Here is a 10,576-nt window from a genome sequence, read left to right as displayed (position 1 = left end):
TAAGCCTTTCAGCGCCGATGGTACTGCAGGGGGGACCCTGTGGGAGAGTAGGACGCCGCCGAACAATCTTTCAAGGACCCTTGGTCCCAGCGTTCAACGCTGGGACCAAGGGTCCTTTTTTATTTTCGCTTCAACTTTCCGAAGCGCGTCGGGCAGCCGATTGCGCGAGAATGACTGCAGTACCCGAAGACAGGAGTCGCACCGATGTCCACCAACTCTCCCGAGGACCGTCCGCAGCGCGAGTGGCGCAGCCGTGACGGCGGTGACAGGGGCGGCTACCGGGGCGGTCGTGACGACCGCGGCCCGCGCCGTGACGACCGTGGCGGCTCCGGCTCCGGTGGCGGTTACGGCCGTCGTGACGACAGCCGTGGCGGCTCCGGCGGCGGTTTCCGCCGCGACGACCGCGCCCCGCGCCGTGACGACGACCGTGGTGGTCGCCCGTCCGGTGGTGGCTACGGCGGCGGCTATGGCCGTCGCGACGACCGTCCGTCCGGCCCGCGTCGGGACGACGACCGTGGCGGGCGCCCCACGGGCGGTGGCTACGGCCGCCGTGACGACAACCGTGGCGGCTCCGGCGGCGGTTACGGCCGTCGCGACGACCGTCCGGCCCCGCGCCGCGATGACGACCGCGGTGGTTTCCGCCGCGACGACCGTCGTGACGAGCGCCCCTCCTTCCGCCGCGACGACGACCGTGGCGGCCGCCCTTCCGGTGGCGGCTACGGCGGCGGTGGCTTCCGTCGTGACGACCGCCGCGATGACCGGCGCGACGACCGTGGCCCCCGTCGTGATGACGACCGCGGTGGATTCCGTCGCGACGACCGTCGTGACGACCGCGGCCCGCGCCGCGACGACCGGCCCTCCTTCCGTCGTGATGACGACCGGGGTGGCCGTCCCTCGGGTGGCGGTTACGGCCGTCGCGATGACCGTCCGGCCCCGCGCCGTGATGACGACCGTGGTGGCTTCCGCCGCGACGACCGTCGTGACGAGCGCCCCTCCTTCCGCCGCGACGACGACCGTGGCGGCCGTCCGGCCGGTGGTGGTTACGGTCGTCGTGATGACAGCCGTGGTGGCACCGGCGGTGGCTTCCGTCGTGACGACCGCGCCCCGCGCCGCGACGACGACCGTGGCCCGCGTCGTGATGACGACCGTGGTGGTTTCCGTCGTGATGACCGTCGTGATGAGCGTCCGTCCTTCCGCCGCGACGACGACCGTGGCGGCCGTCCGGCCGGTGGTGGTTACGGTCGTCGTGATGACAGCCGTGGTGGCACCGGCGGCGGTTTCCGTCGTGACGACCGCGCCCCGCGCCGCGACGACGACCGTGGCGGCTACCGAGGCCGTGACAGCCGCGACAGCCGCGACGACCGTGGTGGTTTCCGTCGTGACGACCGTGCCCCGCGCCGTGATGACGACCGTGGCGGCTTCCGTCGCGACGACCGCGGCCCGCGCCGCGACGACGACCGTGGCGGCTACCGTGGCCGCGACAGCCGTGACGACCGCGGTGGGTTCCGTGGCGGCGACGACCGCCGGGAGCGCGACCGCGACCGCGAGCCGATCAAGCGCCTGCCGATCGACGAGGACGTCACCGGCAACGAGATCGACGAGGACGTGCGTCAGGAGCTGCTGAGCCTGCCCAAGACCCTCGCCGAGGACGTCGCCCAGAACCTGGTCATGGTGGCCCGGCTGATCGACGAGGAGCCCGAGCAGGCGTACGCGTACTCCCGCATCGCCCTGCGGCTCGCCTCCCGTGTGGCGGCGGTCCGTGAGGCGGCCGGGTTCGCGGCGTACGCGACGCAGAAGTACTCCGAGGCGCTGGCCGAGTTCCGTGCCGCGCGCCGGATGACCGGGCACGTCGAGCTGTGGCCCGTGATGGCCGACTGCGAGCGCGGCATGGGCCGGCCCGAGCGGGCGCTGGAGATGGCCGGTGCGCCCGAGGTGCAGAAGCTCGACAAGGCGGGCCAGGTCGAGATGCGACTGGTCGCGGCCGGGGCGCGGCGCGACATGGGGCAGCTGGACGCCGCCATCGTGACGCTCCAGAGCCCGGAGCTGGCGTCGAACTCGGTGCAGGCGTGGACGCCGCGCCTGCGGTACGCGTACGCGGACGCGCTGCTCGCCGCCGGCCGTGAGGACGAGGCGCGCGAGTGGTTCGCCAAGGCGCTGGAGTCCGACAAGGACGGCGCCACCGACGCCTCCGACCGGCTGGCCGAGATGGACGGCGTGGACTTCGTGGACGCGCTCGACGAGGAGCAGGACGACGCCGACCTCGCCGGCGAGCCGGCGGACGCCCCGGCCGACGAGGACGAGGGCGACGACGAGGACGACGACCGCGCCGAGCTGGACGACGTGGCCGACGAGGACGTCGACGACCTCGACGAGATCGTGGCCGAGGCGCACGCCGACGCCGACGCCGACGCCGACAAGGGTCCGGCCGACCAGGCCTGAGTCCCGATAGACAGGTGAGTAAGGGCGGCACCCCGGCCGGGGTGCCGCCCTTACTCGTATCCGCTGTCCTTCGTACCGCCGCGCGCGCGAGCGTGCCGCCGATCAGTTCACCGTCAGGCTCCGCAGCACCAGGCCCGTCGCGGGCTTGGGGCCGAAGGACGTCGACTTGCGGGGCATCGTGACGCCTTGGCGGGCCAGGTCGCGGACGACGCCCTCGCGTACGGGATGCATGAGCACCGCCGTGCCGCCGCGCCGCTCCGCCTGCTCGACGGCGGCGGCCGTGTCGTGGATGTACATGATGTCCTCGGGTGCGTCCGGGATGCGCCAGACGTGGTCCAGGAGCGTCGAGTGGAGCACGGTCGCATCGAGGTCGCGCCAGGCCTGAGGGCGGTCGGTGCGGATCGTGCGGGCGAGGAGCTCCGGGTCGGGGCGGTCGAGCAGGTGGAAGTGACCGTCGCCGGCCAGCAGGAACGCGTTGCCCGCGCTGCTCGCCTCGGCGAGGACGTCGAGCGCGTCGGGCAGCGGCACCGAGAGGGTGCGGATACGGAAGGCACCGGTTTCGGCCACCGCGGCGAGGGCGTCGCCGACCGGAAGCCGGTGCAGCAGCCGGTGGATGGCGCGCACCCGCAGCGGATAGCGGGCCGTGTCGACGAGCAGGACCAGGCCGAAGTCCCAGGGGCCGGGCGCCGACTGCTCCGAGCGCAGCCGCAGATAGGTGGCCCAGCGGTGGTGGCCGTCGGCGATCACCGCCTGGTGGTGGGCGAGGTCCGACTGGATCTCCGCGAGGTCGGCGGGGTCGGTGACCGCCCACAGCCGGTGGCTGTAGCCGTCCTCGGTGGTCGTCGAGAGCAGCGGCTCGCGCCGTACGGTCCGTTCGATGACCGCGCCCGCGCCGCTGGGCCCGCCGCCCGCGCCGGTGTCCCCGTGGTAGGTCAGGAGCAGCGGCTCGAAGTGCGCGGCCGTCGTCCGCATCAGGTCGGCGCGGTCCTCGACGACGTGCGGCATCACGTCCTCGTGCGGCAGCACCACGCCCTCGCCGGGCTCCGACAGCGCCAGCGCCCCGATGAGGCCGCGCTGGAGCAGCCCGCCGTCGTGCTGTTCGTACACGTACAGCGCGGGCTCCGGGTCGGGCGCGAGGACGCCCTCGGAGAGCCAGTCGTCGAGGGTGAGCGCGGCCTGCTGGTGCCGTGCGGTGGGCGTGGCGGCCTGCGGGAGGATCAGCCGGACGATGTTGTACGGGTCCGCCGACTCGAGGTGCAGGAGCCCGTCGGGCCGCACCACCACGTCGTACGGCGGAGAGGTCACTGCCGCGAGGCTGCCGACGCGCTCCGGTACATAGCGCAGCCCCCGGAACGGGATCAGGCGCAGCCCGTCGTCCGTACGCCCAGTTGTGGTCATTGGTGCATGGTAAGTGGGGTGCGGGCATGCGCGATGATCGGGGGGAGAGCATCGAGCGAGGAGTGGATGAGGATGAGCCAGCCGAGCAGGACCCGGCCGAGCGGCAGCGCGCGGGCGCTGAGCGAGGCGTACGACACGGCTCTGCTGGATCTTGACGGGGTGGTGTACGCGGGCGGTGAGGCGATCGAGCACGCCGTCGGCTCGCTGGGCACGGCGCGCGAGGGCGGAATGCACCTGGCGTACGTCACCAACAACGCGCTGCGGACGCCGGACGCGGTGGCGGCGCACCTCACGGAGCTCGGGGTGCCGGCCGAGCCCGGTGATGTGATCACCTCGGCGCAGGCGGTGGCACGACTGATCTCCGAGCAGGTGCCCGAGGGGTCGCGGGTGCTGGTGATCGGCGGCGAGGGGCTGCGGGTGGCGCTGCGCGAGCGCGGCCTGGTGCCGGTCGAGTCGGCCGACGACGACCCGGCGGCGGTGGTGCAGGGGTACGGCGGACCCGATCTGGCCTGGGGCCGGTTCGCGGAGGCGTCGTACGCGGTCTCGGCCGGGGTGCCGTGGTTCGCGTCCAACACCGATCTGACGATCCCCAGCGGGCGCGGGATCGCGCCGGGCAACGGGGCCGCGGTGCAGGTGGTGCGGATCGCGACCGGCGCCGAGCCGCAGGTGGCGGGGAAGCCGCTGCCCCCGATGCACAAGGAGACGATCATCCGTACCGGCGCGGAGAAGCCGCTGGTGGTGGGGGACCGGCTGGACACGGACATCGAGGGGGCGTTCAACGGCGGGGTGGACTCGCTGCTGGTGCTCACCGGCGTGACCGACGGCGCCCAGCTGCTGGCGGCCCGGCCCGAGCACCGGCCGACCTTCGTCGACGCGGATCTGCGGGGGATGCTGACCGGCCAGCCGGAAGTGGCTGAAAATGACGGCGAGTTCGAGTGCGGCGGGTGGACGGCGGCCGTGCGCGACGAGGCGTTCGCCCTGGACGGAGACGGCGACCCGCTGGACGGTCTGCGGGCGCTGTGCGCGGCGGCCTGGACGCATGCGGGCGAGGGTGTGTGCGAGCTGGACGCGGGGAAGGTGCTGGGGCGGCTGGGGCTGTAGCCGGGCAAGGGGCGCGGGCGGCACAGGTGATCAAGGGGCCTGTCGGCTGATTGGCAGGGTAGGCTAACCTAACTTGCGTGTTGGTAGACAGCCCTTCCAAGTTGAGCGCGGAGACCGCTCCCGCGCCCCCGGCCCCGCCCGCCCGGCGGCACGCCCTGCGCGCCGCCGGACTGCTCGCGGCGGTGGCGGTCCTGGTCCTCGTGGCTCTGGCGAGCGTCGCGGTCGGCGCCAAACAGATCCCGCTCGCGGACGTCTGGCACGGGCTGTTCCACTACTCCGGCACCGCCGACGACGTCATCGTCCACGACACCCGGGTGCCCCGCACCCTGCTCGGGCTGCTGGTCGGGGCCGCGCTCGGGGTCTCCGGCGCGGTGATGCAGGCGCTCACCCGCAACCCGCTGGCCGAACCCGGCATCCTCGGCGTCAGCGCGGGCGCCTCGGCCGCCGTGGTCTCCGCCATCAGCTTCTTCGGCGTCACCAGCCTGACCGGATACGTCTGGTTCGCCTTCGTCGGCGCCGCCGTCGTCTCCGCGCTGGTGTACGTCCTGGGCGGCAGCCGGGCGGCCACGCCGGTCCGGCTGGCGCTGGCGGGGACGGCCGCCACGGCCGCGCTCTACGGCTACATCAACGCCGTCCAGCTGATGGACTCGGCCGCGCTCGACCGGCTGCGGTTCTGGTCGGTGGGCTCGCTGGCCTCGGCCAACGCCGACACCGTCACCGAGATCGCGCCCTTCGTGGCGGTCGGTCTGGTGCTCGCCGCGCTGATCGCCCGGCCGCTCAACGCGATGGCCCTGGGCGACGACACCGCCCGAGCGCTGGGCGCCCATCTCACCCGTACCCGCGTCCTGTCGATGGTCACCGTCACCCTGCTGTGCGGGGCCGCGACCGCCGCCTGCGGGCCGATCGTCTTCATCGGGCTGATGGTCCCGCACATCGTCCGGGCCATCACCGGGCCCGACATGCGCTGGATCCTGCCGTACGCGGCGGTCCTCTCGCCCGTGCTGCTGCTCGGCTCCGACGTCGTCGGCCGGGTGATCACCCGGCCCTCCGAGCTCCAGGTCGGCATCGTCACGGCGCTGATCGGCGGGCCCGTGTTCATCTTCCTCGTCCGCCGCAAGAGGATGGCTCAGCTGTGAAGGCCGTACGCACGCCCGGGGGTTACTCGTTCCGGGCCGACACCCGCTCGCTGGTCGTCGTGGTGGCGCTGCTGGTCACGGCGCTCACCGCGGGCGTGGTCCTGGTCGGCAGCGGCGACTTCGACATCGCGCCGCTGGACGTGGTCCGTACGCTCTTCGGCTCCGGCACCGCGCAGCAGGACTTCATCGTCAACGAGCTGCGGCTGCCCCGGGTCCTCGTGGGCCTTCTGGTGGGCGCCGCCCTCGGTATCTCGGGCGCGGTCTTCCAGTCCATCTCCCGCAACCCGCTGGGCAGTCCGGACATCATCGGCTTCGGCCAGGGCTCGTCGGTGGGCGCCCTCGTCGTCATCGTCTGGTTCGGCGGCAGCGCCACCGACGTCGCGGTCGGCGCCCTGCTCGGCGGGCTCGCGACCGGCGTCGCGGTCTATCTGCTCGCCTGGAAGAAGGGCGTGCACGGCTACCGCCTGGTGCTCGTCGGCATCGGCGCCGCCGCCATGCTCACCGCCTGCATCCAGTACCTGCTCACCAAGGCCCAGCTGGTCGACGCGACCCGGGCCATGGTGTGGCTGACCGGCTCGCTGGACGGGCGCGACTGGGAGCAGGTGTGGCCGCTGCTCGCGCTGTTCGCGGTGCTGCTGCCGGTGATCCTCGCGTACGGGCGGCCGCTGCGGATGCTGGAGATGGGCGACGACGCGGCGTACGCGCTCGGGGTGCCCGTCCAGCGGACCCGTACCGTCCTGATGCTCTCGGCCGTCCTGCTCAACGCCGCCGCGACCGCCGCCGCCGGGCCCATCTCGTTCGTCGCGCTGACCGCGCCGCAGCTCGCCCGCAGGCTCACCCGGGCCACCGGGCCCAACATCCTGGCCTCCGGCTGTATGGGCGCCACCCTGCTGGTCACCGCCGACTGGGCGTCCCAGCGGCTGTTCGGCGAGAGCAAGCTGCCGGTGGGCGTGGTGACCGGTGTGGTCGGCGGCCTCTATCTGCTGTGGCTGCTGGTCACCGAGCGCAAGGCGGGCCGGATATGAGCGGCCCGCGCCTTCCCCACCCCCGTACGGACCCCAGTCCCAGGAGTACGAGCATGCAGCGCCTCAGCGCCGATTCGGTGACCCTCGGCTACGACCAGCGGGTGATCGCCGAGGACCTGTCGGTCCAGATCCCGGACCACTCGTTCACGGTCATCGTCGGCCCCAACGCCTGCGGCAAGTCGACGCTGCTGCGCGCCCTGTCGCGGATGCTGAAGCCGAGCGCGGGGCGGGTGCTCCTGGACGGGCAGACCATGCACACGATGCCCGCGAAGAAGGTCGCCAGGACGCTCGGGCTGCTGCCCCAGTCCTCGATCGCGCCGGACGGCATCACGGTCGCCGACCTGGTGGCGCGCGGCCGCTACCCGCACCAGGGGCTGCTGCGCCAGTGGTCGCCCGAGGACGAGCGGATCGTCCAGGAGTCGATGGACGCGACCGGTGTGGGCGAGCTGGGGGAGCGGTACGTCGACGAGCTCTCCGGCGGGCAGCGCCAGCGGGTGTGGATCGCGATGGCGCTGGCCCAGCAGACGCCGCTGCTGCTGCTCGACGAGCCGACGACGTTCCTGGACATCCAGCACCAGATAGAGGTCCTGGACCTGTGCGCCGAGCTGCACGAGTCGCAGGGGCGCACGCTGGTCGCGGTGCTGCACGACCTGAACCAGGCCGCCCGGTACGCCACGCATCTGATCGCGATGCGCGGCGGGAAGATCGTGGCCGAGGGCCCGCCGTCCCGAATCGTCACGGCGGAGCTGGTACGGGAGGTGTTCGGGGTGCGCTGCCAGGTGATCGACGACCCGGAGACGGGCACGCCGCTGGTGGTCCCGGCGGCGCGGCAGCGGGACGCGGCGCCGGTGTCCTGACGGGGCGGCGGGCCGGTGTCCTGACGGGGAGCCGGGCTAGAGCAGGGTCCGCAGCCTGAGCAGGTCGCGGAACCCGGCCTCCAGCCGGACCCGCCCGGACGCCCACGCCCGGGCGAAGTCCAGCTCGCCCGCGACCATCGCCACCAGGTCGTCACCCGTCATGGCCAGCCGGATCTGGGCCCGCTCGACGGGCGGACCCTCGAGCGTGCGCTCGACCTCGATGCGGCCGCCCCGCAGCCGCCCGGTGAACGTACGGTCCAGATCCGTGATGTGGCAGCTCAGCGAGCGGTCGAGCGCGGCGGCGGCGCGCACGTCGCCGTCCGCGCCGGCCAGGCTGTCGGAAAGTGCGTCGAGTGCCGCGCGGCACTCCTCGGTGGTCGCCATCGTGATCGACCGTACCGCAGGCCCACGCGGTAGCGTCTTGGCATGAGCGACTTGATGCCGGAGCCCGGGGCGGCGGCCGGCGCGCACGACGACCCCGTCGGCCCGGCCCCCCTGGACGTGCCCCGCGCACCCACCGGGGACCCCCGGGTGGACGCCCTGGTCGAGCGGCTGGCGGACGTGGACCACCTCGATACCGACGGACACGTCCAGGTGTACGAGGATGTACACGGGGGGCTGCGCGAGACGCTGAGCGCGCTCGACGCCCGCCCGGGGCCGCCGGCCCCGTCCCCCGCGTCACATACGTACGACAACAGGAGCTGAACCGAACGTGGCAGGAGTGGCACGCCGCCGCCTCGACGCCGAGCTGGTCCGCCGGAAGCTCGCCCGGTCCCGTGAGCACGCCGCGCAGCTGATCGCCGCCGGGCGGGTGACGGTCGGCAGGACCGTCGCCACCAAGTCCGCCACCCAGGTCGAGACCGCCGCCGCCATCGTCGTCGCCCAGGACGACAACGACCCCGAGTACGTCTCGCGCGGCGGCCACAAGCTGGCCGGGGCGCTGGCCGCCTTCGTGCCGCAGGGGCTGAAGGTCGAGGGGCGCCGGGCGCTGGACGCGGGCGCCTCCACCGGCGGCTTCACCGATGTGCTGCTGCGCTCGGGCGCCGGGCACGTGGTGGCGGTGGACGTCGGGTACGGACAGCTCGCCTGGTCCCTCCAGAGCGACGACCGGGTCACCGTCAAGGACCGTACGAACGTACGGGAGTTGACGCTCGACGACCTCGACGGGGAGCCGGTCGACCTGGTGGTGGGGGACCTGTCCTTCATCGCGCTCGGGCTGGTGCTGCCCGCGCTGGTGCGGTGCTGCGCGCCCGGCGCGGACCTGGTGCTGATGGTCAAGCCGCAGTTCGAGATCGGCAAGGAGCGGCTCGGCAGCGGCGGTGTGGTGCGCAGCCCGGAGCTGCGGGCCGAGACCGTGCGCACGGTGGCCGGGCAGGCCGCGGGGCTGGGGCTCGGTGTGCTCGGGGTCACGGCCAGCCCGCTGCCCGGACCCTCCGGCAATGTCGAATACTTTCTGTGGCTGCGGGCCGGAGCGCCCGCGCTGGATCCGGCTGATGTGGACCGTGCGGTGGCGGAGGGACCTAGTTGAGCTCGTTGGGGAAAGCGGAGGAGACGCGCGGGGGAGACGGTACGGGCGAGCGGGGTGCGCTGGAGCGCACGGTGTTCCTGCTCGCGCACACCGGGCGGCCCGCCGCCATCCGCAGCGCGGAACTGGTGGTACGGGGGCTGCTGCGCTCCGGTATCGGGGTACGGGTCCTGGAGGCCGAGGCGGCGGACATCCCGCTGCCGGACTCGGCGTCCGTGAGCACGGTCAAGGAGGCGACGCCGCAGTGCCTGGACGGCTGTGAGCTGCTGATCGTGCTCGGCGGGGACGGGACGCTGCTGCGCGGCGCCGAGTTCGCGCGCGCGTCCGGGGTGCCGATGCTCGGCGTCAACCTCGGCCGGGTCGGGTTCCTCGCCGAGGCCGAGCGGGACGACCTGGACAAGGTCGTGGACCGGGTGGTCGCCCGCTCCTACGAGGTCGAGGAGCGGATGACGCTCGACGTCGTGGTGCACAGCAACGGCGACGTGGTGCACACCGACTGGGCGCTGAACGAGGCGGCCGTACAGAAGGTGTCCCCCGAGCGGATGCTGGAAGTCGTCCTGGAGATCGACGGGCGGCCGGTGACGGGGTTCGGCTGCGACGGGATCGTGTACGCGACGCCCACGGGCTCGACCGCGTACGCGTTCTCGGCGGGCGGGCCGGTGGTGTGGCCGGAGGTCGAGGCGCTCCTGATGGTCCCGATCAGCGCCCATGCCCTGTTCGCCAAGCCGCTGGTGACGTCGCCGAGTTCGGTGCTGGCGGTGGAGGTGCAGCCGCATACGCCGCACGGGGTGCTGTGGTGTGACGGGCGCCGGACGGTGGAGCTGCCGGCGGGGGCGCGGGTGGAGGTGCGGCGGGGGGCGGTGCCGGTTCGGTTGGCCCGGCTGCACCACGCGTCCTTCACGGACCGGTTGGTGGCGAAGTTCGCGCTGCCGGTCAGTGGGTGGAGGGGTGCGCCGCATTAGCCGGGGTTTTCCGCCCCGCCCCGCCCCTTCCCGAAAGCCCTCTGGCGGGCGGCCTGCGCCTTCCGGGGCGCCGTGTGCGTCTGCGGACCGTGCTGGGTTGCTCGCGCAGTTCCCCGCGCCCCTGGGCAGTCAG

At 73.3% G+C, this 10,576-nt stretch carries 11 protein-coding genes and 1 rRNA gene; 10 read left to right on the top strand and 2 right to left on the bottom strand.

Annotated elements, in window-relative coordinates:
• From rrf to ABD236_RS32090, 3 genes are all read left to right on the top strand, one after another.
• Window positions 1–64 (top strand): 5S ribosomal RNA (gene rrf, locus ABD236_RS35120); the annotation flags it as partial.
• Window positions 65–289: 225 nt separating this feature from the next.
• Complete coding sequence (locus ABD236_RS32095; RefSeq protein ID WP_344080166.1) at window positions 290–1,624, top strand: hypothetical protein; 1,335 nt, start codon at window positions 290–292, stop codon at window positions 1,622–1,624.
• Window positions 1,606–2,439 carry a tetratricopeptide repeat protein gene (locus tag ABD236_RS32090; protein WP_344080163.1) on the top strand — a complete coding sequence of 278 codons (834 nt, stop codon included), beginning with the start codon at window positions 1,606–1,608 and terminating at the stop codon, window positions 2,437–2,439. Before ABD236_RS32095 ends, ABD236_RS32090 begins: the two co-directional genes overlap by 19 nt.
• A 102-nt stretch (window positions 2,440–2,541) precedes the next feature.
• Here the strand turns inward: ABD236_RS32090 and ABD236_RS32085 are convergent, their stop codons facing one another.
• Window positions 2,542–3,837: a DUF1015 family protein gene (locus tag ABD236_RS32085; RefSeq protein WP_344080160.1), complete on the bottom strand. Its 1,296-nt coding sequence runs from the start codon at window positions 3,835–3,837 to the stop codon at window positions 2,542–2,544.
• Between the two features lie 72 nt (window positions 3,838–3,909).
• Between ABD236_RS32085 and ABD236_RS32080 the strand changes: the two genes are divergently transcribed.
• From ABD236_RS32080 to ABD236_RS32065, 4 genes are all read left to right on the top strand, one after another.
• Complete coding sequence (locus tag ABD236_RS32080) at window positions 3,910–4,938, top strand: HAD-IIA family hydrolase (RefSeq protein ID WP_344080157.1); 1,029 nt, start codon at window positions 3,910–3,912, stop codon at window positions 4,936–4,938.
• Window positions 4,939–5,018: 80 nt separating this feature from the next.
• Entirely contained in the window at window positions 5,019–6,074 is a 1,056-nt protein-coding gene (locus ABD236_RS32075) for a FecCD family ABC transporter permease (protein ID WP_425544000.1), read from the top strand.
• On the top strand, window positions 6,071–7,099 hold the full coding sequence (locus ABD236_RS32070) for a FecCD family ABC transporter permease (RefSeq protein WP_344080148.1): 1,029 nt from the start codon (window positions 6,071–6,073) through the stop codon (window positions 7,097–7,099). The genes ABD236_RS32075 and ABD236_RS32070 overlap by 4 nt, the downstream gene beginning before the upstream one ends.
• A gap of 53 nt (window positions 7,100–7,152) precedes the next feature.
• Window positions 7,153–7,956, top strand: a complete 804-nt coding sequence (locus ABD236_RS32065) for an ABC transporter ATP-binding protein (RefSeq protein WP_344080145.1) — start codon at window positions 7,153–7,155, stop codon at window positions 7,954–7,956.
• Between the two features lie 36 nt (window positions 7,957–7,992).
• Here the strand turns inward: ABD236_RS32065 and ABD236_RS32060 are convergent, their stop codons facing one another.
• Window positions 7,993–8,340, bottom strand: coding sequence for an SCP2 sterol-binding domain-containing protein (locus ABD236_RS32060; protein ID WP_344080142.1), 348 nt, complete (start codon window positions 8,338–8,340; stop codon window positions 7,993–7,995).
• Window positions 8,341–8,382: 42 nt separating this feature from the next.
• Between ABD236_RS32060 and ABD236_RS32055 the strand changes: the two genes are divergently transcribed.
• From ABD236_RS32055 to ABD236_RS32045, 3 genes are read left to right on the top strand one after another with little or no spacing between them, the layout of a single operon-like run.
• Window positions 8,383–8,661, top strand: a complete 279-nt coding sequence (locus ABD236_RS32055) for a hypothetical protein (RefSeq protein WP_344080139.1) — start codon at window positions 8,383–8,385, stop codon at window positions 8,659–8,661.
• Window positions 8,662–8,668: 7 nt separating this feature from the next.
• Window positions 8,669–9,484 carry a TlyA family RNA methyltransferase gene (locus ABD236_RS32050; protein ID WP_344080136.1) on the top strand — a complete coding sequence of 272 codons (816 nt, stop codon included), beginning with the start codon at window positions 8,669–8,671 and terminating at the stop codon, window positions 9,482–9,484.
• Window positions 9,485–9,489: 5 nt separating this feature from the next.
• On the top strand, window positions 9,490–10,443 hold the full coding sequence (locus ABD236_RS32045) for an NAD kinase (RefSeq protein WP_344080169.1): 954 nt from the start codon (window positions 9,490–9,492) through the stop codon (window positions 10,441–10,443).
• Window positions 10,444–10,576: the final 133 nt, after the last annotated feature.

The organism is Streptomyces crystallinus (genome assembly GCF_039521265.1).
Lineage (GTDB): Bacteria > Actinomycetota > Actinomycetes > Streptomycetales > Streptomycetaceae > Streptomyces > Streptomyces crystallinus.
This window is presented reverse-complemented; position numbering and strand designations above follow the sequence as displayed.

Excerpts from the sequence above, each read along its gene's own strand:
- ABD236_RS32080 (WP_344080157.1), top strand. The coding sequence starts at position 3,910 with ATGAGCCAGCCGAGCAGGACCCGGCCGAGCGGCAGCGCGCGGGCGCTG.
- ABD236_RS32065 (WP_344080145.1), top strand. The coding sequence starts at position 7,153 with ATGCAGCGCCTCAGCGCCGATTCGGTGACCCTCGGCTACGACCAGCGG.
- ABD236_RS32085 (WP_344080160.1), bottom strand. The coding sequence starts at position 3,837 with ATGACCACAACTGGGCGTACGGACGACGGGCTGCGCCTGATCCCGTTC.
- ABD236_RS32060 (WP_344080142.1), bottom strand. The coding sequence starts at position 8,340 with ATGGCGACCACCGAGGAGTGCCGCGCGGCACTCGACGCACTTTCCGAC.
- ABD236_RS32055 (WP_344080139.1), top strand. The coding sequence starts at position 8,383 with ATGAGCGACTTGATGCCGGAGCCCGGGGCGGCGGCCGGCGCGCACGAC.